General features: G+C 32.7%; 16 protein-coding genes and 11 pseudogenes. 6 read left to right on the top strand and 21 right to left on the bottom strand.

The genetic code is table 11. From position 1 onward, the window contains the following. Positions 1-276 precede the first annotated feature (276 nt). The 5 genes from ACZZ95_RS05690 to ACZZ95_RS05670 are packed head-to-tail and all read left to right on the top strand — an operon-like array spanning position 277 to position 4,869. Positions 277-501: a carboxypeptidase-like regulatory domain-containing protein gene (locus ACZZ95_RS05690; protein WP_463468347.1), complete on the top strand. Its 225-nt coding sequence runs from the start codon at positions 277-279 to the stop codon at positions 499-501. Then, a complete protein-coding gene (locus ACZZ95_RS05685) occupies positions 476-3,268 on the top strand; it encodes a SusC/RagA family TonB-linked outer membrane protein (RefSeq protein WP_463471628.1) in 2,793 nt (930 codons plus the stop codon). The genes ACZZ95_RS05690 and ACZZ95_RS05685 overlap by 26 nt, the downstream gene beginning before the upstream one ends. 18 nt (positions 3,269-3,286) lie before the next feature. Then, complete coding sequence (locus tag ACZZ95_RS05680) at positions 3,287-3,763, top strand: hypothetical protein (protein WP_463468346.1); 477 nt, start codon at positions 3,287-3,289, stop codon at positions 3,761-3,763. Beyond that, entirely contained in the window at positions 3,738-3,941 is a 204-nt protein-coding gene (locus tag ACZZ95_RS05675) for a hypothetical protein (RefSeq protein WP_463468345.1), read from the top strand. Before ACZZ95_RS05680 ends, ACZZ95_RS05675 begins: the two co-directional genes overlap by 26 nt. Next, positions 3,883-4,869 (top strand): RagB/SusD family nutrient uptake outer membrane protein, encoded by a 987-nt coding sequence (locus tag ACZZ95_RS05670; RefSeq protein WP_463468344.1) that lies wholly within the window; start codon positions 3,883-3,885, stop codon positions 4,867-4,869. The genes ACZZ95_RS05675 and ACZZ95_RS05670 overlap by 59 nt, the downstream gene beginning before the upstream one ends. Positions 4,870-4,937: 68 nt before the next feature. On the opposite strand, the pseudogene ACZZ95_RS05665 reads toward ACZZ95_RS05670, so the two are convergent. The 21 genes and pseudogenes from ACZZ95_RS05665 to ACZZ95_RS05565 form a co-directional block, all read right to left on the bottom strand. After that, positions 4,938-6,191: pseudogene (locus ACZZ95_RS05665) on the bottom strand (murein hydrolase activator EnvC family protein). Between the two features lie 23 nt (positions 6,192-6,214). Next, positions 6,215-6,995 (bottom strand): annotated as a pseudogene (gene lolB1, locus ACZZ95_RS05660) (lipoprotein insertase outer membrane protein LolB1). Then, positions 6,992-8,359, bottom strand: a complete 1,368-nt coding sequence (locus ACZZ95_RS05655) for a tetratricopeptide repeat protein (RefSeq protein WP_463468343.1) — start codon at positions 8,357-8,359, stop codon at positions 6,992-6,994. The pseudogene lolB1 and the gene ACZZ95_RS05655 overlap by 4 nt, the downstream one beginning before the upstream one ends. Positions 8,360-8,406: 47 nt before the next feature. After that, the gene (locus ACZZ95_RS05650) at positions 8,407-9,423 is read right to left on the bottom strand and encodes a sugar phosphate nucleotidyltransferase (protein ID WP_463468342.1); all 1,017 of its coding nucleotides are present in this window, start codon (positions 9,421-9,423) and stop codon (positions 8,407-8,409) included. Between the two features lie 82 nt (positions 9,424-9,505). Beyond that, a pseudogene (gene dut, locus ACZZ95_RS05645) lies at positions 9,506-9,942 on the bottom strand (dUTP diphosphatase). 28 nt (positions 9,943-9,970) lie between these two features. Beyond that, positions 9,971-11,431: a lipopolysaccharide biosynthesis protein gene (locus ACZZ95_RS05640; RefSeq protein WP_095952806.1), complete on the bottom strand. Its 1,461-nt coding sequence runs from the start codon at positions 11,429-11,431 to the stop codon at positions 9,971-9,973. Between the two features lie 95 nt (positions 11,432-11,526). After that, positions 11,527-11,974: pseudogene (locus ACZZ95_RS05635) on the bottom strand (GNAT family N-acetyltransferase). Positions 11,975-12,541: 567 nt separating this feature from the next. Then, positions 12,542-13,404, bottom strand: a pseudogene (gene atpG / locus ACZZ95_RS05630) (ATP synthase F1 subunit gamma). Between the two features lie 90 nt (positions 13,405-13,494). Then, positions 13,495-15,074: pseudogene (gene atpA / locus ACZZ95_RS05625) on the bottom strand (F0F1 ATP synthase subunit alpha). A 39-nt stretch (positions 15,075-15,113) separates the two neighbouring features. Then, a pseudogene (atpH, locus tag ACZZ95_RS05620) lies at positions 15,114-15,649 on the bottom strand (ATP synthase F1 subunit delta). Positions 15,650-15,653: 4 nt separating this feature from the next. Beyond that, positions 15,654-16,155: pseudogene (locus ACZZ95_RS05615) on the bottom strand (F0F1 ATP synthase subunit B). Between the two features lie 90 nt (positions 16,156-16,245). Then, positions 16,246-16,446, bottom strand: a complete 201-nt coding sequence (gene atpE / locus ACZZ95_RS05610) for an ATP synthase F0 subunit C (protein WP_463468341.1) — start codon at positions 16,444-16,446, stop codon at positions 16,246-16,248. Between the two features lie 33 nt (positions 16,447-16,479). Next, positions 16,480-17,658: pseudogene (atpB, locus tag ACZZ95_RS05605) on the bottom strand (F0F1 ATP synthase subunit A). Positions 17,659-17,776: 118 nt separating this feature from the next. Next, the gene (locus ACZZ95_RS05600) at positions 17,777-18,169 is read right to left on the bottom strand and encodes a hypothetical protein (protein WP_463468340.1); all 393 of its coding nucleotides are present in this window, start codon (positions 18,167-18,169) and stop codon (positions 17,777-17,779) included. A gap of 58 nt (positions 18,170-18,227) precedes the next feature. After that, complete coding sequence (locus ACZZ95_RS05595; protein ID WP_095952813.1) at positions 18,228-18,455, bottom strand: AtpZ/AtpI family protein; 228 nt, start codon at positions 18,453-18,455, stop codon at positions 18,228-18,230. Continuing rightward, positions 18,436-18,834 (bottom strand): bactofilin family protein, encoded by a 399-nt coding sequence (locus ACZZ95_RS05590; protein ID WP_463468339.1) that lies wholly within the window; start codon positions 18,832-18,834, stop codon positions 18,436-18,438. The genes ACZZ95_RS05595 and ACZZ95_RS05590 overlap by 20 nt, the downstream gene beginning before the upstream one ends. A 2-nt stretch (positions 18,835-18,836) precedes the next feature. Further along, on the bottom strand, positions 18,837-19,580 hold the full coding sequence (locus ACZZ95_RS05585; RefSeq protein WP_463468338.1) for a hypothetical protein: 744 nt from the start codon (positions 19,578-19,580) through the stop codon (positions 18,837-18,839). Then, complete coding sequence (locus ACZZ95_RS05580) at positions 19,573-20,397, bottom strand: hypothetical protein (RefSeq protein ID WP_463468337.1); 825 nt, start codon at positions 20,395-20,397, stop codon at positions 19,573-19,575. Before ACZZ95_RS05580 ends, ACZZ95_RS05585 begins: the two co-directional genes overlap by 8 nt. Continuing rightward, a complete protein-coding gene (porW, locus tag ACZZ95_RS05575) occupies positions 20,342-21,367 on the bottom strand; it encodes a type IX secretion system periplasmic lipoprotein PorW/SprE (RefSeq protein ID WP_463468336.1) in 1,026 nt (341 codons plus the stop codon). Before porW ends, ACZZ95_RS05580 begins: the two co-directional genes overlap by 56 nt. Positions 21,368-21,540: 173 nt before the next feature. Further along, a pseudogene (locus ACZZ95_RS05570) lies at positions 21,541-22,237 on the bottom strand (ABC transporter ATP-binding protein). Between the two features lie 114 nt (positions 22,238-22,351). Next, positions 22,352-23,812, bottom strand: a complete 1,461-nt coding sequence (locus ACZZ95_RS05565) for a DUF5687 family protein (RefSeq protein ID WP_463468335.1) — start codon at positions 23,810-23,812, stop codon at positions 22,352-22,354. Between the two features lie 128 nt (positions 23,813-23,940). On the opposite strand from ACZZ95_RS05565, the pseudogene ACZZ95_RS05560 reads away from it, so the two are divergent. Beyond that, positions 23,941-24,994: pseudogene (locus ACZZ95_RS05560) on the top strand (2Fe-2S iron-sulfur cluster-binding protein). Positions 24,995-25,039: the final 45 nt, after the last annotated feature.

Raw genomic sequence — 25,039 nt, 5'->3', positions numbered from 1 at the left:
TATTTACAAATATTAAGCTAAAAATTAAATATTAGATAAATTTATTATCACTAACATAATGTGTTTTTTTATAAAAATTTATCACTTTTTTTAGGCTAAAACTAAATTAACAACAATTAACTTAAAAACCAGTAAATCAACTAGTCACGAAAAAATATATGTAAAATATTTACAAAAAAATACCTAGAGGCTTCATATTTAACAGGATAGAACAGGATACAAAGAGGTGAGGATATAAATAAGTTTATCTCAACTTATCTAACCAAAATTATCCTTATGAAAAACAAAATTAATCATTTGATTGTTTTGATCTTTTCCATTTTGTTTCATTTTACTGGCCTTGCACAGAACAAAATGGTATCTGGATCAATTACCGATTCAAACGGAATTCCTATTCCTGGAGCTAACATCATAATTAAGGGATCTCAAATTAGTGCGATCTCCGATTTAGATGGAAAATATTCCATAAACGCAAATACAGGCAGACGTTTTAATTTTTAGTTCTACCGGCTCAGAAACAGTCGAAAAAACTGTTGCTCAATCTTCTACAATCAATATCACACTTTCCGACGAAGTTTCAGAACTTAAAGAAGTTGTGGTTGTTGGTTACGGAACGATGAAGAAGAGTGATTTAACTGGATCTATAACTCAAATTAAAGGCGATGTACTAACCACAGTAACAAGTTCAAATCCATTGGAAGCAGTTCAAGGTAGAGCTGCAGGTGTTGCAGTTTTAAACAACGATTCTTCTCCTGGTTCTTCGCCAAAAATAAGAATACGTGGAAACGGTTCTATTAGTGCTGGCAATGACCCTTTAATCGTTGTTGATGGTTTTGCTTTGGTTAACAGCAACTTGAATGACATTAGCGCAAACGATATTGAGTCTATGGAAATTCTTAAAGATGCATCATCTGTCGCGATATATGGTTCAAGAGGTGCAAATGGTGTTATTCTCATTACAACAAAAAAGGGAAAAAAAGGGCAAAACAATTTGGAAATAGTGGGCACCAGCGGTATCTCTACTCCTACGCGACTGCCTAAATTGTTAAGCAGGGATAATTTTGTTAATTTCATTAATGACGCTTATACATATTCAACTGGGAAACCAGTTTACTCTGCCACTAATCCTGCTCCAAATACAAATGTTGACTGGCAGAATGAAGTCATTCAAAACATGGCTTTGATGAAAAATTATTCTTTATCTTTTAGTGGAGGAAAAGAGAACACAACATATCTGCTATCGGGAAATATTTTTTCGCAAGACGGAATTGTAGAAGCTTCTGGTTTTAAAAAGATGACACTTAGAACAAATCTGAATCATGAATACAAACCATGGCTTACAGTGGGAACACATTTACAAGTTGGGCGTTCGCAAAGAGATATTCGCAATAATCCTACTGGGGATATTTTTCGATACGGCTGGCCAACTATTCCAGTAAAAAATGCTGATGGAAGCTGGTACTATGCAACGGAAGACCCAGCGATCAGTTCTTATTTTGAAGGAACTTGGAATCCTGTTTCAGAGGCTTCAGAAATGACAAATGAAATTTCCTCCGATCGTATCTTAGGAGATGTTTATGCTCATTTTAAGCTCGCTAAAAATTTAACTTTTAAAACCAATTTTGGTGTAGATATTTCTAATGAAAAGCAATATGAATATTATACTTCAAAATCAACAGCAGGAATTGGATCTGGAAGTACTGGTACAGGAAGCCAATACTACAGAAGACAAACTTCTCAGCTGACGGATAATATTTTAAGTTATTCTAATACTTGGAATGATAAGCATAGTTTTACTGCAACGGGAGTTTATTCTTGGCAGGAATATGTATATGAAGATTTAGGTGTAAGAGGATCTGGTTTTCTAAATGATGCTACGGGAGCAAATGATATTACGTATGCAGATAGAGGAAGTATTACCAATTCATCTACTAAATATTCAAGTAAATTAATTTCATGGACCGCACGTGCTTCATATGCATACGACGAAAAATATCTACTTACATTGACTGGCCGTTACGATGGATCATCTCGTTTTGGAAATAATAACAAATGGGGATTTTTTCCTTCTTTGGGATTAGGCTGGCGAATTGATAAGGAAAATTTCTTAAAAGAAAATAAAACAATTACGGCATTAAAACTTAGAGCAAGTTATGGTGTTACTGGTAATCAGGAAATTGGTAATTACCAATCTTTATCGAAACTTGTAAAAGCCAATTATGTTTATGAAAATAACCCAATTTTTGGATTTGTAGAAACTATTGGAAATCCTGATCTAAAATGGGAACGCAATATTCAATATAATGTGGGACTGGATCTAAGCTTATGGAACAGATTGGATCTAAACTTAGATTTTTACCAAAGACAAACTTCAGATTTGTTGTATAATGTTCCCATTCCTACAACTTCGGGTTATAACAGTATGTTACAAAATATTGGAGAAGTTAAAAACATTGGTTTTGAAGTTACTGCAAAAGTACAGATAATCGACTCCGCTTTTAAATGGGATTTAAGTACCAATTTCTCTAAAAACAAAAATGAAATCGTCAGCTTATATGGCGATGTAGATCGTATTAATGTTGGCAGTTCATCTTCAGGAATAGCTAAATATTTAATGGTCGGCCAGCCGGTAAATAGTGTTTGGGCGCGCGAATCTGCAGGTATCATTCAGACACAGGAACAACTAACGGCGTATCAGCAAATTCGCCCGACGGCTAAGCTGGGAGAAGAAATGTATGTCGATAAAAACAATGATAAAATCATCAATAATGATGATTATGTAAATATTGGAACCACTTCTCCAGATTTCTTTTATGGAATTTCAACTAACTTGAGTTACAAAAATCTGGCTTTAGATATTTATGGGCAGGGAGCAACAGGTCTGGCTTCTGATGAAGATAATAATTATATGGTTTTTGGAGAAAATCAAATTCAAAACAGAAATTATATTCCAACTCAATATGCGTATGACAGAATGTGGAGTCCGACCAATACGTCTGGAACTTTTCCTAGAGCTGGCGCACAAGAAGTTTATTTGTCAAATCGCACGAATGGAGATTGGAACTATTTTGTGATTAAGAACATAAAATTAGCTTATAATTTATCGAGTGTTATTAAAAATGTTGACTGGGTAAAACAATTAAATGTTTATGTGAACGCGCAAAACTACATCAACATTGCTAATCACAGAGGCTATAATCCGGAGAGTGGAAGCGTAAATTCACCGTATGTAAAAACTATGCTTGTTGGTTTTACTGCGAAGTTTTAATTTTAAAAAATCTATAAAATGAAAATCCTAAAATATATCTTTTCAGGTTGTGCATTAATGCTGTTTTCTCAATGTACAGATCTAACCGAAGAACCTTTCACTTTTTTATCGCCAGCAAACTATTATAAAAATGCGAGCGAACTAAACACGGCTTTAGTTGGTGTTTATGATGGCTATCAAAATGGTTTTAATGGCAATTATAAATACATTATGTACTTGGAAGTTCTAACTGAGTTTGGTTCTCCTGCATATGCAAAAGACGATGTACAGCTTTGGAATGTATGGGCAGACATGAATAATTCTGATAAAATGGTAATTACCAATTGGGATGATGCTTATAATATTATCAATAGAGCAAATTTGGTAATTGGCAGAGGAGAAAATGTTGAAATGGATGAAAATCTTAAAAAAAGGTACTTTGCTGAAGCCCGATTCCTAAGAGCTGACCACTTATTACAATTTAGTACGTATGTATGGAGGAGTTCCTATTCCTGAAACTTTTACAGAAGGACTTAAAAACTTAGCAATTCCAAGAAAGTCAACCGTTGAAACTTATGCCTATATCATTGCAGACCTTGAATATGCCGAAGAAAATCTTCCTCAAAAATCAGGGTATGAAAATGGTAATAACTGGAGAGCATCAAAAGGAGTCTGCTCAAGCTTTACTTGGTGATTTGTACTTAACACGAGGAAGTATGACGGGAGATAGAACATATTTCCAAAAATCAAAAGATTACTGTACCAAAGTGATTCAATCTGGGCAGTATAATTTACAGCCGAATTTTAAAGATTTATGGTTTTGGTGGAATACGAACAATAAAAACGGAACGGAATCTGTATTTGAAATGCAGTACGGAGCTGTTGAAAATGAGTACAATAATAACCATGTTATGTTTGGTGTAAATATAACCGAAACTACCCTTGGCTGTTATATGTACCATAGATTTGGACCTTCTATACAGCATTATCTTTCTTACAACAATGATGATACCCGAAAAGAAGGCAGTTTTTTAACAACTGTAAACGTCACAGAAAAAGGTAATCCAAGCCATATTATACAAACCATAGAATTTGTTCCAGGTGATAAAGGGTTTTTCCCAGGATCAAAAGGATGGAAAACTGCATCTCCAGGAAATCTTAAATTTTATGACAGAACAGAAAATTCAGCTTCATTAAAAAAACCTCAGGCTAATTCTTATGTAATTCGATATGCCGATGTACTCTTAGATTATGCAGAAGCAGAGAACGAAATGAATGGCCCTGCAGTTGCCTATACTTATATAAACAGAGTAAGAAATAGAGCAAATTTACCAGATCTGACACCTGGTTTAGGCAAAGAAGAGTTTGCAGATGCTGTTTATAAAGAGCGAGGATTTGAATTTGTTGGTGAAGGTGTATTATTTTTCGATGAATTACGAACTAATCGTATCGGCAAAAATGTAGCAAATCATGTAAAATGGGGAAATGATAATGGCATTAATATGTATGTTAACAATCCGCTTCAATTTATTCCTTCTAAGAATTTCTTATTTAAAATTCCTAGATATGATCTGGACTCTAATCCTGCATTAATACAAAATCCTGATAACGCAAGTAATTAAAATAACAAATCCTTTTCACCAGCTTAATCTGGTGAAAAGGATTTATATTAAATTAAAATATTTTTAAATTATCTGCTTTGCAACCATCCTTCCGGATTATTATTTGAAGTATTTTGAAGGATCAAGAATTTTATAATTGTTTTTCCTGTATCACCACTTGTTCTAACTCTTCCAATGTTTTGTTTAATTGTTACTTTGTCGCCTTGGCTAACCGAAACAGAACTTAAGTTTTGGTAAACTGTGAAAAAGTCACCATGCTGAATTACGACGGCTTTATTCACTGGAGATAAAACAATAACTTTTGAAACTTCTCCTGCAAACACTGATCTTGCGCTGGCTCCATCTTCGGTTGTAATTTCAACTCCAGAGTTGTGAACCGTAAGTGACGGATGCAGTGGATGCGGCTGATCTCCATATCCTAAAGAAATAAATCCTTTTTCTACCGGCCAAGGTAATCTTCCTCTGTTGGCTTTAAAGTCTGCCGCTAAGATTTTATCTTCTGGTGTTAATGCAATTTTAGAAGAAGAAACAGGTGCTTTTGCTTCACTCGAACCTGGGTTTGCTTTTGCTCTTTCTGCATTGCTTTTCTATTTGCTTCTGCAATCGCTTCACGAATTAAACGATCAATTTGTCTGTCAATTCGTTTTGATTCACTTTGTTTTGATCGAATATCTGCGGCAATTTTATTTTTATCTTTTTTAAGCAAATTAACCAATTTTTGTCGCTCTTTTTTCTCTTCTTCAAGAGTAACTTTTTCCTTTTGATTTTCGACAATGATCTTCTTTTTAACCTGTCTTTGTCCGTCAAGTTTCGCATTAAAATCAACTAATTGAGCAGTTTTTGACTGAATTTCAAGTCCTTGGTTTTTTCTAAAAGCAGTATATTGTTTTAGATACTGAGCTCTTTTATAAGCTTGTAAGAAACTTTCAGAAGATAATATAAACATTGCACGGCTTTGCTCGGATCGGCTTTTGTACGATTTTAAAATCATTTCGGCATAATCTTCTTTTAAAACCTTTAGCTCTTTTTTAAGTTTATTAACCTGAACCTGATTAATATACATATCGTTACTAAGCAGTTTTTCCTGCTTTGCTGTAGTATTAATTAATTTCTCTTTTAGTTTGATTTTGTTTGCCTGAATTAAATATTCATTCACAGCAGATTTCTCTTTTTTTCGAACAGACTGCAACATTTTTTCATTATCTCTAATTTCCTGTTGAATTTGAGCTTTACGCTGCTCCAGTTTTTCTTCGTTGCGAATCCTGCGCCCATACAAATGTAGTGGCACAAATTAAAACTAGACTTAGGAGAAATTTTGGCATGTTTCTATTTTTATTTTGCAAATTTACTTAATTGTAACTTTTTTATAACCGCTTGGAACGCTATATGGAAAAGAAAGTTCTTCGTTAAATGAAATATTATTATAATTCAAATTAATACTTGTTTTGCCTTTTGGCTGTACTGCATTTATTTCGATACTTGTTGGAAGTGTTCCCTGATTAAAAACTTTACTGTCTGCATAAGCAATCTGTAATGTTCTGTTTTCAGAAGGTCGCGAAATCTCTTCTTTTTGAATTAAATATTTTTCACCGTCTAAGAAAAAGGTTTTCTTCAAGTTAGCATCTTTTTCTTCATCCAGTCTAAAAAGGTTTTCTACGATTGTCTGCGTATATTTTCCTTTTCTTAAATCGTCAAAAGCTTCTCCAACCAGTAAATTCTGAACTTTACTGTAATCTAAATCTGTTCCCAGCCATTTACTTAAACTTGTAAAATCTCCTTCGTAGTAAGTACTATTTATTTTTTCGTAATAGCTTACTGCTGACGGCGTAATCAAAGCTTTAGCCATTGTTATTCCTAAAAACCTTACGCTTATCAAAATCTGTTTGTCTTTTTTCGATTCTAATTTCGGCAGTAACATTTTGACTTTGTTTTTCATCAACATATTTCGCACTTGCTTTTATGTATAAAGTAGAAAAATCTAGTTTATTATCGTAATGTTTTTCTATTACTTTTTTATCTTCTTTTGGTGCAATTGTCTGGCTTGTATTACTTTGTACTGCAACTGCTTTCGTTTTACACGAAATTACAGCAGTAGAAAGTATTAGTACTATTATATATTTTTTCATCTGAGTTCTATTTTACTTTTTTTCTTTAATAATTCATTTGCCTTCAAAAAGTATTCCTCTTTTTTCTTGGCATCTCCCAATCCATTGTATGCCTCTCCTAATTGAATATTAAAATTTGCTTCTAACTTTGTATCATCAACTACATAATCTAGACCCATTTCAAGAACGGTTTTTGCATTTTTAAATTGTTTTTGCTGATTACTTCCTAAACCTGCAAAGTAATAAAACTGCGCCTGACTTGGATAAACTTCAATCAGCATCATTGCTCTTTTTGTCATTGGCTCAAATTGTTTGGTCTGCGAATAGGCTTCCAGAAGTAACATATTGGTTTCAAGATCAGTATCTGAATGCGCACTTAAATCTTTTTCATAATATTTAACTGCATTTTCAAATTGACCTTTGCTGTGATAGAACTTCCCTATTTCTTTTGCGACATCAACATCTTTATCATTGTCAAAATAAGCAATTGCCTTTTCTAAATCTGGAGCATACTGCGGATTTTTATTTACATAAATCAAAAACTCATTTAAAGTTCTGTGTTTAATCTTCGAATCAATTTTTGAACTTGCCAAAATCACATTCATTGATTTTATAGCTTTATCTGCTTGATTGGCATCCAAATAGTTTTTAAACAAACTAACCTGCGCCCATTCTGAAGTTGGGATTTCTTTTGCTAATTGTTTTGCAACTTCAAGAGATTTCTCATTTTCATTATTCTTAGAATATAAAAAAATAAGATTCACATAATTTGATTCTTCTTTTGGGTCTTTTTTAATCTCTTGCACCAAATTATCAATTTCTGCATTTTGATATTTGCCCTGAGATAAAATCTGCGATTTATAAATTTCACGATCGGCAGATTTTCCAAACTTCTCGTTCATTTCATTTATTGCAGTCAATGCTAAGTCAGACTGATTAGTAATCATGTATAACGAAATCAAATCGTCTTTATACTCTTCGTCAAAAACAATTATTTTCTTTATGGTTTCGATTGCCAGCGCATAGTTTTTCGTCTCGTAACTTACGTCGTAAATTCCAAGCCAAAACCATTTGTTTTTAGGATCTAACTGCGTTGCTCTTTCAAAAGTATCTTGTGCATTTCGATATTCTTTAAGCGCCAGATAATTTTTTCCTAATTCAAAATAAGCCACTGCATCATTGGGTTTTAGTTTGATACATTTCTCCAATGACACAATAGCTTTATCGTAATTTTCAATTCCTTTTTGTTTCAACGATTCATAAAACGAGTCTTGATATTCGTCTGTCGCCATAGCAATATCTTCGGGTTCTGTCTGTGCAAAAACCGAAAATGATGTGCTGAAAAAAGCAAAAAACAATATTGTAAAAACTCTTTTTTTAATCATTTTAAAAAATTACATTTTTAAACCAAAACGAAACTTTAGTATTTTATTTATTCTAAAACCGAGTAATCTCCAATGCTTACATTAGTAAATTTACCATCATAGCTAACATGATTTCCTATCATTGCGTTATCTAAGTTAGCATTTTTAATTTGAGAATAGGTTTGAATTAAACTGTTTTTAATTATACTGTCAGTTACATGACATCCTTTTCCAACAGAAACATTTGGTCCAATTGTAGTGTTTTTCAAGACTACATTTTCTCCAATATAACATGGTGGAATAATTGTAGAATTCTCCAGTTTCACATCATAATCAACTAAATGCTCACCATCATTGTGAAGAAATCCTAACATTCTAGTATTGGTTTCAACAGTAACGTCTTTGTTTCCGCAATCCATCCATTCATCAACGCTCCCAGTTTTAAAAACTTTACCGTTTGCCATCATGGCTTTGATACCATCATTAATCTGATATTCTCCACCGTTTTGAATATTATTGTCAAGAACACTTTGAAGTTCATTTCTTAAAACTCCAACTTCTTTAAAATAATAAATTCCGATAACCGCTAAGTCACTTACGAATTCTTTTGGTTTTTCAACCAATTCTACAATTTCATTATTTTGATTAAGTTTTACAACACCAAAAGCCTCTGGCTGTTCAACTTGTTTTACCCAAATAACAGCATCGGCTTCTGGATCTAATTCAAAATCAGCTCTAATTAAAGTATCTGCATAAGCAATTACTGCTGGCCCAGACAAAGATTCTTTGGCACACATAATGGCGTGGCCAGTTCCTAAAGGCTGATCCTGACGATAAATTGAAGCTTTAGCTCCTAATCCTTCTGCTAAATCCTCTAAACTTTTTACAACATCATCTCCAAAAAAAGCTTCATCACCTAAAATAAATGCAACTTCTTCAATAGGTTGTTTTAATATTTTAGCGATGTCTTCAACTAAACGATGAACAATAGATTTTCCTGCAACAGGAATTAATGGTTTTGGTACTGTTAATGTATGAGGCCTCAATCTTGATCCACGGCCTGCCATTGGCACAATTATTTTCATTCTTTATTTGATTTTATGGAAGATCAAAAAAATCTTCATTGGGTTTGGTCTTTCTTTTTTAAAGTGTTTTTTTATTCAAAAACTATTTTACTCCAGTACTTCCAAAGCCTCCTTCACCTCTAGATGTTTCAGAAAGTGTTTCAACTTCAATCCATTCTGCTCTTTCATGTTTTGCAATAATCAGTTGCGCAATTCGCTCTCCGTTTTCTATTACAAAATCATCGTTTGATAAATTTACTAAAATTACTCCTATTTCTCCTCTGTAATCTGCATCAACTGTTCCTGGCGAATTTAAAACTGTTACACCTTTTTTTGTCAGCTAAACCACTTCTTGGTCTTACCTGCGCTTCATAACCAATTGGCAATTCAATAAAAAGTCCTGTTTTTACGATCGTTCTTTCTAAAGGTTTTAACGTAATTGGTTCTATAATATTGGCACGCAAATCCATTCCTGCAGAAGCAATAGTTTCGTAATTTGGTAATTCGTCTTTGCGATTTATTGATAATTTGTATTTTCATTTTTAAATATAAAATTTATAACTATGGCTTATTTTCTCTTTAATATTCCTTTTATGGTCGCTTTTTCAAAATGGTAAACCATATACATAAAAACTAAAAGAAGCGGAATTCCAACATAATATTTTTCTCTGAATCCGTAAAATGAAATTATCGAAAATAATATTGAAACACCTAAATAAGCACCGATCTTGTTCATGTCGTACGGAATTGGATAATATTTATTTCCTAAAACATAAGAAATAAGCATCATGCTTCCATAAGCCGAAATGGTTGCAATTGCCGAACCATAATAGCTGTATTTTGGAATTAAAATATAATTTAAAACCAAAGTTACAATAGCACCCACAATAGAAATGTAAGCACCAATTTTTGTTTTGTCTGTTAGTTTATACCAAACCGATAAGTTGTTGTAAATCCCCAGAAAGAAATTTGCCAAAATAATCAGAGGCACAACTTTCATCGCTTCCCAATAGGATTTATTATCTAACAATAAGTATTTTAAAACGTCTGCAAAAACGATAACTCCTAATAGAATCAGCGAACCCAAGATCACAAAATATTTGGTAATTACGGCATAAGTCTGCGGTGCATTTTCATTTTTGGCATGGCTGAAAAAGAAAGGCTCGATTCCTAATCTAAAAGCTGTTGCAAAAAGAACCATAAATAATCCTAATTTATAACAAGCAGAATAAGCGCCAACTTCAGATTTTGCTAAATTTTCAGGAAGTAAATAACCTAAAAGGATTTTATCAAAATGCTCGTTTACAGCAAAAGCCAGTCCGGCAACCAAAATTGGTAATCCGTATTTCATCATTCTTCTCCAAAGTTCTGGATCAAATTTTCGCCCAAGCGAAAGATAATTTGGCGAAAGCACTACAAATGTTGCTAAACTTGCCAAAAGATTAGCGATGAAGATATAAGCTATTTGGAAATTTTCTACATATAAGTTATCCCACACAGAACCTGGATTTACTTCAGCTAGCTTTGGCAGGTACATTAAGAAAAATATATTTAGTAATAAGTTTATTACGACATTTCCAATCTTAATAGCAGCATAAACCATTGGTCTTTGGTTGGCCCTTAATTTAGAAAATGGAATTAAAACCAAGGCATCTAATACTAAAATCCAAACTGTATAGGTAATATACTGAACATCTACTTCGGCTAAACTTGCCAGTGTATTCCTGAAAATTAAAGCAACAAACAGAAAGATAATTGATGTCCAAAAAATTGAAATTGTAGAAGTAGCAATTACATTTTTCTTGTCTTCTTCGGCACTGTAAAATCTAAAAAAAGCAGTTTCCATTCCGTATGAAAGAACTACATTAAAGAAAACCATCCAAGACAATACTATCGAAACCTCGCCATATTCGGCGGTAGGTAAAATTCCTGTATATACCCTCACTAATAAAAAACTCAGCATTCGCGGTAAAACTGTTGCCAGTCCGTAAATTGCTGTTTGCTTGAATAGATTTTTATATAATCCCAAAATATAATTGTAATAATGTTTGTAAGACAAAAATAACCATTTCTTTTGTTTAATGGCGCTTTTGTTTGATGCAATAAAGAAAAGTTCTAACTCTTTTAAACCGTCATTTTCTTTTCATCCAAAATTTTCACAAAATGAAATCCTTTTGGAGCGTAACCTTGATTGTAGTAAAAGCGATGCGCGCCAAAATTTCCAGTAAACGCATCTAAAACGATACTCGTTGCAATTTAATTCTATCGCTTTTTTCTCAATATAGTCCGTAAGCATTTTTCCAATTCCTTTAGATCGATATTCTGGATGAACTACAAAATTATCAATTTCGAGATATTTTCCCGTCCACAATTTTGTTGCCGACCAGCAACCGGAAATTCCTACACAAAGGTTATTTTCAAAAACTCCAATCTGAGTATAATTGTGTGGAATCATTTCAGAAAGAAATGATTTATATTTTTCTAAGGTAATATTTGGATACAAAAATCTGATGGTTTCAATTTCAGCCACCATCTCATCAATCGTAGTAATTTCGCGTATTTGTAGAGTCATTTTAATAGAATAGAATTCAAAATTAATTATTTTTTTTGAGCCATTTACATAATTACCAGAACACTAACATGTGAAATATATAAATTTAAGTTAAAAATTATGTAACTTTTTTTATACAGTGTTTTCTTAAATTTGCTTCACAGGGATTGAGAAAGCTAAATACAACCCTTATAAAAAAGGAAGCACTGGGACTAATAAAGCTTGTTTGTTCCCATAAAAGACAAAGCATAAGGGATTGATTCTGCTGTATTGTAACCCTAAAAAAACAGAGCATTGGGACTAATAAAGCTAGTTTGTTCCCATAAAAGACAAAGCACAAGGGATTGATTCTGCTGAAATGTAACCCTTAAAAAAACAGAGCATTGGGACTAATAAAGCTAGTTTGTTCCCATAAAAGACAAAGCACTGCAGAATTATCTGTCAATTTTTTATAAAATGGTAGTGATTCTCAATTTATCAATAATTTGAGAATCACCATTTTATAAAGTTATTTTTAAAAAAGAAAAAAAATCCATAAAAGAAAAAGCCAGCAAATGCTGGCTTTTTCTTTATATAATATCGAGTAAACTATCCATTTAAAGCTTCTGCTCCACCAACGATCTCTAAAATCTCGTTTGTAATAGCAGACCTGACGTGCTTTATTGTAAGTTAATTTCAATTGGTTTCTTAACTCAGTTGCATTATCTGTTGCTTTGTGCATAGCAGTCATACGAGCTCCATGCTCAGAAGCAAATGAATCACGGATACCTTTATACAATTGTGTTTTTAAAGACTTAGGAATTAAAGTCAAAACAATTTCTTCTTTAGAAGGTTCAAAAATATAATCTCCTGAAGAAACTGCCACATCAGATTTAATAGGCGCTAACGGTAAAAACTGTTCTGTTTGAACAATTTGAGTTCGTCGCATTTTTAAATTGATTGTAAATTAACTCAATTCTGTCGTATTCTCCAGATAAAAATTTCTCAGTCAAATTATCTGCAATTCCAGCAACATTTTCAAACGTTAAATGATCAAAAATTGCATTATGATGACCGTGAACTTTATGAGTTTTGCTTAAAGCATCATTTCCTTTTTTACCAATAGCAAAAACATCAACTTGCTTTCCAGCATAAAAATCAGTACGATTTTTAATCTCTTTAATAATATTTGAATTGAATGCACCACATAAACCTCTGTTTGAAGTTATAGCTACAAGCAATACTTTCTTTACTTCACGCTGAGTCGTGTAATCTCCTCCTACTTCACCTTCAAGTGTAGCAGAAAGATCTTGCAGTAACTCCGTTAATTTCTCGGCATAAGGACGCATTGCAGTGATTGCATCTTGTGCTTTCTTCAGCTTTGCGGCAGAAACCATTTTCATAGCCGATGTAATCTGCATCGTCGATGAAACGGAAGTAATTCTATTACGGATTTCCTTTAAATTTGCCATCTATTAATTAGAAAATTTGACAATTTGAAAATTAGATAATTAGAAAAGGTTAAAGCCATTTTCTAATTATCTAATTGACTTATTATCTTATTAGTTATATTTTGCTGAGATTTCTTTTTCTGCTTTTTCGATAACATCAGTAATGCTGTCATCTAATTTACCAGCTTTCAACGCGTTAAGCGTATCTTTATGTTTACTATTTAAGTAAGCTAAGAAATCAGCTTCAAATTCTTTTACTTTTTCTACAGGAACGTTTCTTAGTAAGTTTTTAGAACCAGCGTAGATAATAGCTACTTGGTTTTCAACAGTATAAGGATCATTTAAACCTTGTTTCAAGATCTCAACGTTTCTTTTTCCTTTTTCAATTACGTTTAAAGTAACAGAATCTAAGTCAGAACCAAATTTAGCGAAAGCTTCTAATTCACGGAATTGAGCTTGGTCTAATTTTAAAGTTCCAGAAACTTTCTTCATAGATTTAATTTGAGCATTACCTCCAACACGAGATACAGAGATACCTACGTTAATCGCAGGACGAACCCCAGAGTTGAACAAATCTCCATCAAGGAAAATCTGACCATCTGTAATCGAAATTACGTTTGTTGGGATATATGCAGAAACGTCACCAGCTTGAGTTTCGATAATTGGTAAAGCAGTTAATGAACCACCACCTTTTACGATAGATTTGATAGAATCTGGTAAATCGTTCATGTTTTTAGCGATACCATCATCAGCGATTACTTTACAAGCACGCTCTAATAAACGAGAGTGTAAGTAGAAAACGTCTCCAGGGTAAGCCTCACGTCCCGGTGGTCTTCTTAATAAAAAGAGAAACCTCACGGTAAGCAACAGCTTGTTTAGATAAATCATCATAAACGATAAGAGCTGGACGACCAGAATCTCTAAAGTATTCTCCAATTGCGGCACCAGCGAATGGAGCATAAACTTGCATTGGAGCTGGATCAGAAGCATTAGCGAGCAACGATAACTGTATAAGCCATTGCTCCTTTTTCTTCTAACATTTTAGCGATTCCTGCTACAGTTGAAGCTTTTTGTCCAATTGCAACATATATACAGAATACAGGTTTTCCTGCATCGTAAAATTCTTTTTGATTTAAGATTGTATCGATACAAACAGTTGATTTACCTGTTTGACGGTCACCAATAACAAGCTCACGTTGTCCACGACCAACTGGGATCATAGCATCAACCGCTTTAACTCCTGTTTGTAATGGTTCAGTTACTGGCTGACGGAAGATAACACCAGGTGCTTTTCTTTCCAAAGGCATTTCGTATAAATCTCCACCAATTGGTCCTTTTCCATCAATTGGAAAACCAAGAGTGTTAACAACACGTCCTACCATTTGCTCACCTACTTTAAGAGAAGCAATACGTTGAGTTCTTTTTGCAGTAGATCCTTCTTTAAGTCCAGTTGATGCTCCTAAAAGTACAACCCCAACATTATCCTCTTCAAGATTCAATACGATACCTTCCATACCATTATCAAATTCTACTAACTCTCCATATTGTACATTAGACAGCCCGTAAACACGAGCAATACCGTCTCCAACTTGAAGTACTGTTCCTACTTCCTCTAGCGTAGCACCAGATTCAAAACCTTCTACTTGCTTTCTTAATATTGCTGAAATTTCAGCAGGTTTGATTTCCGCCATCTTAATTTATAATTTAGACACTTTTTTGTGTTATAAAAACTAATTACTTAACTCTCTTTTTAATACTTGTAATCTATTTGCAACAGAAGCGTTGTATTGATTATCTCCTATTCTCAAAATAAATCCACCAATAATTGAAGGATCTACTATATTTTCTATTGTAATTTTTTTATCTGATAAAGTTGCAACTTTTGCTAAAACTTTAGCTTCTAAAGCGACGTCCATCGGAATAGCTGTTGTAACCTTAGCTACTTCAACACCATTACTTTCATCAAATAATTTATTGTATCCTAATGCAATTGCATGAAGAATTTCAAATCTTTTGTTTTCAAATAATAAATGAAATAATCCTTTTGTTACTCCATTTACATCTGCAAAAACTTCTAAAAGAGCACTTTCTTTAACTTCAACTTTTGTAGTTGGGTTTTGAATAAAGGTACTCAATTCTTGGTTAGTCTCAATTGCTGCACGCAATTGATTTCATATCGTTATTGACAGCTTCGGCAACACCTTTAGAGTTTGCTAAGTCTAGAATTGCTTTTGCATAACGAATTGCTTGCTCTTGTACTTGCCATAATCTTAGTTTAACTTTACGTCACCTAACATTTTCTCTACTAATTTAGTTTGAGATTCTTTGTTAGATAATTCTTCTTTCAATAATTTCTCAGCAATACTTAATGATAGAGTTGAAACTTGAGATTTCAATTCTGCCATTGCGAGCATTCTTTTCACTTTCGATAGCGACTTTAGCCTGTTCGATCATTTTTTGACCAGCTTCTTGTGCTTCGTTTTTAGAATCAGCAATCATTTTCTCTTTCATTTCACGAGCTTCTTTTAGCATCGCGTCACGTTCTGCACGAGCTTCATTCAAAATTCTTTGATTGTCAGCTTGTAAATTTTCCATTTCTCTCTTTGCGTTTTCAGCAGAAAGCAATGCATTTTTAATACCTTCTTCTCTTGCAGTGATAGACTCCATAATTGGTTTCCATGCAAATTTCACCAAAAGTAAAATTAATACTAACAAGATTAAAGCTTGCCAAAAGAATAAACCGAATGAAAAATCGTTAATTAACTTATCCATTTTATACTATATTAAAATATTTAATTTCTTTTTTTAAAAGGTAACAACACCTTTAACCAACCGTTAAAGATGTTGTTAGTTTTTTCTTTATTAGTTTTTTCCTAAGATCAAAGCGACAAATGCTAAACCTTCTAATAAAGCCGCGATAATAATCATCGCAGTTTGAATTTTACCAGCGACTTCTGGTTGACGAGCAATAGCGTCCATAGCAGATCCACCGATTTTACCTAAACCTAAACCTGCACCGATTACTACTAAACCTGCACCTACTAAAGTTGGAATTGTTCCCATAAGTATTTATATATATAAAATTAAACTTCTAAATTAAATAATTGCTGTTTCGTCTTCGTGGTGGTGAGCATGATCATGATCTTGAACTGCCATACCAATAAATAATGATGATAACATTGTAAAGATGAAAGCTTGTAAAAATGCAACTAAAATTTCAATAACAGAGATAAACAATGTTAAACCTAATGAGATTGGCAAATCTGCTCGCTAAATTTTTACCTACGAAAATCATAGCAATCAAACTCATAATTACTACGTGACCTGCAGTAATATTTGCATACAAACGAATTAATAATGCAAATGGTTTTGTTAATGTTCCTAAAACTTCAATTGGAGCTAAAATAATTTTCATTGGAACTGGTACTCCTGGCATCCAGAAGATGTGTCCCCAATAATCTTTGTTTGCACTAAATTGTGTAATTATAAAAGTAAATGCTTGCTAAACAAACTGTAATAGCGATATTACCTGTAACGTTAATTCCTAGCGGTGTCATACCTAATAAGTTTAACAACCAAACAAAGAAAAATACAGTTAATAGGTAACCCATGTATTTACGGTATTTTTTCTCTCCAATATTAGGAACAGCGATTTCGTCTCTAATAAAGATAATAAGCGGTTCTAAAACTCTACCAAATCCAGTTGGGATTGGTCCTTTTTTATATGATCTTGCTAAACCAGTAAACATTATAAATAATAATACTGAAACGAAAAGCATTGACACTACATTTTTTGTAATAGAAAAATCTAATGGTTTTTCATTTTCTGGATGTCCGTGCTCATTAAAGTTAATTGTGCCGGCAAGCATCTGTTTTGTAAATTTTACCGTGAACTAATTTGTAGAAGTTTCCGTCAACCTCTGCAACTGTTTCACCGTGGTGTAATTTTGAAGAAGAGAAAATTTTCAATCCACCATCAATAAGGATAACCGGTAATGAAAAACCGTATTGTTTGTTTTCTTTCTCATCTGAGAAGAATACGAAGTCGTGAGAGTCTTGTAAGTGGTGATCAATAAAAGCATCCACTTTTGCCTTTGGATCAAGAGCGCCGTGCTCTCCTTCCTCAGGAGCATTATGCGAAACTACTTTCTCTTCATGAGCTGTTTCAGTTTGAACATGCGTTGAGTCATTCTCTGGATTTGCAAAACCCATAATTGGTAGAGAAGCTACAAAAGCGGCAAGAATAAAGCTGAGCGGTTTGTTTGAAATCACCATATCGTGGAAAATCTTATTTTTTTACGTTTCTAAAATTTGGTGCAAAGGTACATTTTTTATTAATATTCAAAAGGATATGAAAAATTATTTTTAAACCTTGTTTTAAAGAATTGTTATTTTAACGCTTTTCATTTAATAATCGGACAGTTAAAAGCGTTTGAAATAACAAAAACAGCACAAATGTTATAAAAAAACTAATCTTTTCAACATCGCTTTCTCCTGTTTTAATTTTTAAGATTGGTCGCAGAATTAAATATCCTAATAACATTTGCGTAAAAGTTCCAAATAAAAAGGCCATTCCGACGATTTCAAAATTCTTCTTTTTTACTATTAATAATATAAGGTATAATAAAGCCGATATTCCGAAGAAAAATAAATACAGTAATTCTAAACTATAATGAAAGTTTTGAATATTAATTTCGCAAAAAAAGAAAATTGCTTTGTGAAAAACATAAGTAGTCAAAGTAAGACAAAATAAATAAAATACCGGTTTGTAATTTTTTAAAAGCATTTGAAATAATTTTTGCGCAAAGATGCAACTTTTATCTCAAAGCTATTTTTACTCACAACTACTTTGTCTTATTAATATCATTTACCTGGCGAATTACATTATATAATGCAAGTCCAACACCAAGCATTACAAAAATGGTATTGTAATATACTTTGGGACTTGGGTGATTTTCGTCAAGCCAAGTTCCAAAGTAAGAGAACAGAAAAATAATAACTCCCATTTGAAAAGGAATATTAATAAATGCAAGCCATTTATTTCTCCTATTATTATTCGGTTCCTTTTCCATCTTCTAACATTATTACTTGATTGGAGTGAGCCAGCATGGTGCAGGTTGCAGTGAAGTCAGCGCCAGGCTCTATAGAAAGTTTTCCTACTGCTACTTCTCCATGTATTTGAGCAGTCGATTTAATATTAAGAATTTCAAGAACTTTTATTTTTCCATGAAATTCTCCTTCAATGTCTGCATTATTACAAATAATTTCTCCTTTGACTGATCCTTTGGCTCCTATTACAATTTTTCCTTGTGAAGTGAAATTTCCAATTAGTTCGCCGTCTAATCTGAAATCGGCTTTTGAGACTATGTCTCCTACTATTGATGTTCCTTCTACAATTCGATTCGTTTTTCCTAATTGCTCTGTGCTGCTTTTTTTTACTTTTTCAAACATTATTATGGGGTTTTTGGGGTCAAATAGGCTTCTAGGTTCTTTTTAATTTGAACCACTTTGTAATTATCACTGGATATAATAACTGCCGGATGTGCAATTTTATATTTTTTGTCATCTCTCAAAACTCCCGCAACATCTTTTGCGTAAGCTTCAGATTTTAAACCATGGATAATTACAAAACTTTCAGATCGATTGTATTTATCAAAAGAAGTTGTCAATCGTTCAAAATTTTCAACTAATAAAAATACTCTAATCGCTTCTTCAATTTGTTTAAGCGTTTTAGTGTCATTATTAGGAACTGCATATAAAATTTTCCAGCTTTTGTGATCTTCTGTTGTAAAGTTTAATCTTTCTAAAGCAGGGACTTGTTTCTCCAGAATTTCTCTGGCATTTTTACCCTCTTCACTATTCGGATAATTATCTGCTACATTTTCGAGACCTTTTTTATATGCCTCCAAACCATTTACTTTACCTAAAGTATTGGCTTTTAATAATTCATACTTCGAAACAATATCATCACCAGAATATTGATTTATCAAATTATCAATATTGGCTAATACCTCTTCAAATTTTTCTTCCTCAAACAGTTTATACCATTTTTGGTATTCCTTGTCTGGACTAGAATTTGGATCGTCTTCTTTGTTATTTAAAATCTGAGCATATCTCGACCCTGGATATTTAGACGAAATCTCTGCTTTTATTGCTTCGGCTTTTTGCGGATTTGTAATTTGATAAATTTTATACAAATTGTACATGGATGGCGAGCACCAGTTTTTCTTCTGGATTGTTGCGTAACAATTGTTCCAATTTATCGCTGGCCAAATTATATTCTTTAAACTTCTCCTTATATATAAGTCCTAATTGATAATATGCAAAATTACGTTCCTTACCAATACTGTCCATAGCTGGCTGTGAAGTAGGAAGTTGTTGTACATAAAATGCAACAGTATATTTTTCTGCCACAACTGTATCTTTTAAAACGTTTGCGGCGTCTTGAGTACTAATTGTATCATTCATTGCGGCACTATTCGCATCTTTTATTCCTGACAATCTCCAGTTACCTCCCAATGTTCTGGTTCCCCACATTTTTTTGAACTGCAGTTTGCCGTAAGCAACTGTTGTTGGGTTATAAAAATAAAATGTGCTTGCATTATCATTAGTCCCCATTGGCATGCCGATACCGTCTGAATCTAATTGCTTCCCTACAGATTGCGGGTTAACAGCGCCACTTCCTGAAACCTCTGCTTGCGAATTCAAATTAATATTGGCTAAACGCTCTTTTTCTTTTTCTTCTAATAGTCGTTTGGCTTCGTCTTTCTTTTTAAGCTCCGCAATATAATTTTCAAAATAAACCTTTTTTTCTGTCGGAGGCATATTGAATACCATGATAATACTATCGTTACGTTTTGCTACGGCCTCGTATTTAATTACATTATCAAGATTTTTTCTGTTTTTTTCTATGAAAGCATATTCTCTTGTTTTTGAATCGAGTTTTACCAAGGTGCTGTCATAATACTTCGCGTGCCATTGTATAGTTTGTATTTTTAAAATACATATTTCCAATGTTTCTATAGGCAGAAGCCATTAAATAAGGGTCTTTCGATTTTCTTCCTAAAGATTTATTATAAAATTTTAAAGCATTTTCCTGATCTTTTTTCTTATCATAAAACACACCCATTTCATAAAAAAGAACATCATAATACGGACGGTTCTCACGATCAGTAACTAGCTTATTAAATGTTTTTAAAAAGATGGTATCATTATCTTTTTCATAATCGAACATCTGTGCCTTTTTAGCATAAGCGTGCATCATATATTTACGATCTGCTTTTCGATTTAAGTCGATTACGGCATTATAAAAATAAATTGCACTGTCTCGTTTTTCTTGTTCCTGATACATTTGACCAAGGATAAAACGGTATCTAGCGCGTTCTTCATTCTTTTTGGTAAACTGCTCTGCAATTCGCAATTTGGCAACTGCGCTGTCTTTTTGTTCTAGATTTAAAAAAGCTTCCGCCAAAAGAGCATTCGCATCAGCAAAAGTTTGTTTGTCTAAATCTGTATTTTTAAGTAAAAGTTTAATATTTTTTAAAGCAATAGCGTCGTTTCCTAAACGCATATTGGTTTTTTCGCGCCAGATTTTAGCGGTGTAAATATTACTACTGTTTGGATATTTGTACAAAATATAATTGAATGCCTCAACCGCCGGAATAAAACGCTGATCGTAATATCTCGCTTTACCAAGCATTAAATAAGCTTCGTCAATTTGTGAGTTTCTTTCTCTCCCGCCAATATTCATGGAGTGCTTCTGAATGGCTTTAGTCGCCTTGGTTTCAGCGCGTTCAAAATCAGGATTTTTAGCTTTTTCCCCTTCAGAAAAATTTTCGTCAAACTGCATTTTTTCAATAGGCAGTAATTTCCAAAAATTATCCTGATTATTTGCCTGAATAGACTGTAATCCTTTATCCAGACCAATTCCTCCATTGTATAAAATATTATATTTTGTACCAACAGAGTGCGATGTTCTAGACAAAAAAGTATTTTTTTTGGTAGAACAAGCTATCAAAAAGAATAAAAAAACGAAAGTAAAACTATATTTAAGAGTATTCTTTTTCAATAGAAAAGAGTTTAAAACAGATAACTACTAAAAATTGATTTTAGTATATTGACTTGTAAAAATACGCTTCTTTTTGTAATATGGAATACTTATACTGCAAAAAACGATTCTAGTTCCTGAAGGGTCTCTTTTGAAGTCTGAATATCTTTAACAATTTCCCCTTTATTAAGTGCCACAATTCGGTCGCAAACTTCAACCGTATGCTCGCAAATCGTGGCTTGAAACCAAAACAGTTACATTTGGATTATCAGCCAGTTCTTTTATAATTTTTTTCAATCTGCTAACAGTTGTCGGGTCCAAATTTGCAAAAGGTTCGTCTAAAATGATTACTTCTGGATTTCCTATAAGCGTCGCAATTATACCCACTTTTTTCTGGTTTCCTTTAGATAAATCTCTTAAATATTTTTTATTGTTTAAAATTTCTCCATTGAAAAATTCTTCATGCTGTGCCAATAAAGCATCAACATCTGCTTTATTCTGATGGCGAAGATCTCCAATAAAATAAAAATATTCTTCTGGTGTTAAATATCCTATCAAAAAGCTTTCGTCAAGAAACGATCCTGTAAAAGATTTCCAGTTTTCGCTGGTATTTACCTGAATATTGTTGTTTATAACATTTCCTTTTGAAGGCTGAATCAAATCTAAAAGCAGACTGAAAAAGGTCGTTTTTCCAGCACCATTATTTCCCACTAATCCGAAACTTTGCCCTTTTGGAATTTCAAGATTTTCAATATTTAAAACTGTTGTTCCGTTATAATTTTTGATAAGTTGATTTACTTGTATCATATTAATTTTAGATTTTAGATTGTTGATTTTAAATTAAAAATCTATTGCTTATTTATAGATTTTAGTTTTCCATTTGATAAATTATCTCACTATCAAATTGGCACATTTTCTAATTTAATTCTTTTGCTTATAAGCACTTATTGTACTGTACTTCTCTATTTTATATCTTTTTTCAATTAATGAAAAAACTTTTTCTTTAAAGATAAATCCTAAAACGCCGGCTCCGGCAACAAGACTTAAAGCAACTGTTTTATCTGCAAAATGAAGTCCGAGCCAATAAAGCAAAAGCGGTAAAAATATTTTTGGCAGTGATAGAAGCATGGCACTCACATTAAAAGCTTTTTTATCTCCAAAAGCTCCTCCAGCGTTACTTAGATCAATTGGCGTTTTGGTAAATGCACCGCCTAAAAGAACTAAATGTGAATTGACTCCAATGTTATAAATCGCTCCAACAACTATAGTTAAATAAGTCTCCCAACCATATAAAAGATAAAAAGAAGCCAAAATTGTAGAGATAAAAGTCGCAATAACAATAAGCCACCATTTTGAAGTAATGTAACCGCGATACGGAACATTTTGAGTCATTAGTAATTGATAATAAGAACTATCCCAGCTTGGAACAAACTGACCAAAGACAAATAAAAATCCTCCTGAAACAAATATTCCTGCAAAAATCTGCATAGTCGCCGGCTGATGAGAGTTTCCAAAAAAGATAAATCCATAAAATAAAAAGAGAACACTCATGAAAATGGTTGTTTTGGATCTTTTATTTCTTTTGATCAATTTAATATCATTTTTAAGAAATGTTCCCAAAGTTCCAAACTGATTTAGCCAAGAAAAGTTTTCTGTAGTCGCAATATCTTGTTTTACAGAAAGTCCCGCGTCCAGATATAAATTTGCTTTAAAATACTTAAAGGTAAAAGCGTATAATCCGGCTAGAACTAAAATTGGAATTAAAAACAAACCATCGATATCATAAAAACCCTGAAAAAATGGAGTCGTAAATATTGTTACATCAAATAATTTATAATATTGAGCTCCCGCTAAAGCTATAATCAGCGCGACAAATACAACAAATAATTTATCAATGTTACTTAAAATAATATTCAGAAAATTATTGATGTAAATTATTGCCATAATTCCTAAATTCCAAAACACTATTTCGACAACATCGTAGCCATTTAAAATCAATACAACCGAGAACGGGATAAAAAATAAAGCGTGTACCCAATTAAAAAAAGACAATACTGTTTTGCCTAAAGAAAAATGAACAATTGTTGGTTTCTTAAATGGAAGAACCAATAAAGGTTTAATATTTAAAACAGGAATGGACTGCAAGAGCAATCTAACTATTAAATCAAAAAGAAAATAATATATTAGAAATCTGTTAACTGTTCTTAATGGTTCCAATTTCATATCCTTAAGGATATAAAATGCTCCTACTCCCATTCCAATAAAAATTAAGGAAAAATAAATCATCAAAAATCCTATTATAATTTTCATTGTCAGGTTTTTACCAAACGATGCCGATCTAATGAAAGCTTTCCATTCGAGGTAAATAAACTTTTTAATCATGGTTTATAGTTTTAGTTTCTTTGTAGTGAGAGATCAAATGTAGGAAAACGTTACAAAAAAAGTTAAAAAAAATAATTTAGTGTCAATCATTTAATAGTGGTTTGCTACTTTTGCATAAAAATTCTAACATGCCTTCATTCTTAAAACTTATAATTAAAGAAGTAAAACGCGAAACTGCAGATGCGGTTTCTATACTTTTTAATGTTCCCGAAGAACTAAAACCAGATTATAAATTTATCGCTGGTCAATATATAAATTTAAAACTAACTCTTGACAATCAAGAAATTAGACGTGCTTATTCTATTTGCTCTGCACCTGAAAGCGGCGAATTAAGAATTGCTGTTAAAGCGGTAAAAAGTGGTCTTTTTTCTCAGTTTGCCAATACAATATTAAAACAAGGAGATGTTCTTGAAGTGGGACAGCCAGAAGGAAAATTTACTTTTGAGCCAGATGCCGAAAGACAAAAAAACTACGCGGCTTTTGTTGCAGGAAGCGGAATTACTCCTGTTCTTTCTATAATCAAATCGGTTTTAAAAAATGAGCCAAAAAGTTCATTTGTATTGGTTTATGGAAATAAAACTCCTGAAAATACTATGTTTTATCAGGAGCTTCATGATTTACAATTGCAATATGTAGGCAGATTTTTTGTACATTATGTATTTAGTCAGGCAAAAGCTGAAAATGCTTTGTTTGGAAGAATTGAAAAATCTGCTGTGAATTTTGTTTTAAGTAATAAACACAAAGAACTTCAGTTTGATAAATTTTTCTTGTGCGGACCAGAAGAAATGATCAACACGGTTTCTGATATTTTAAAAGAAAAAAATGTAAAAGAATCGGCTATTAAGTTTGAGCTTTTTACATCTTCTTCTGAAGAACACGTAATTCAAGGTTCTCAAGAAGGACATACTAAAATTACGGTTTTAGTTGATGACGAAGAGACTACTTTCGAAATGTCTAAAAAACAAACCATTCTTGATGCTCGCTCTAAAACAAGGAGTTGATGCTCCGTATTCTTGCCAAGGCGGTATTTGCAGCGACTGTTTAGGACGCGTTACAACTGGAAGCGCAGAAATGACGAAAAATTCTATTTTGACTGACAGCGAAATTGCAGAAGGTTTGATTTTAACATGCCAGGCACATCCAACATCAGATACTATTTATGTGGATTACGACGACGTTTAATCTTTAAATTACAATATTAAAAATTCCAAATTCCAACTTTTCAAT

It is taken from the genome of Flavobacterium sp. AC267 (genome assembly GCF_979258715.1).
This window is presented reverse-complemented; position numbering and strand designations above follow the sequence as displayed.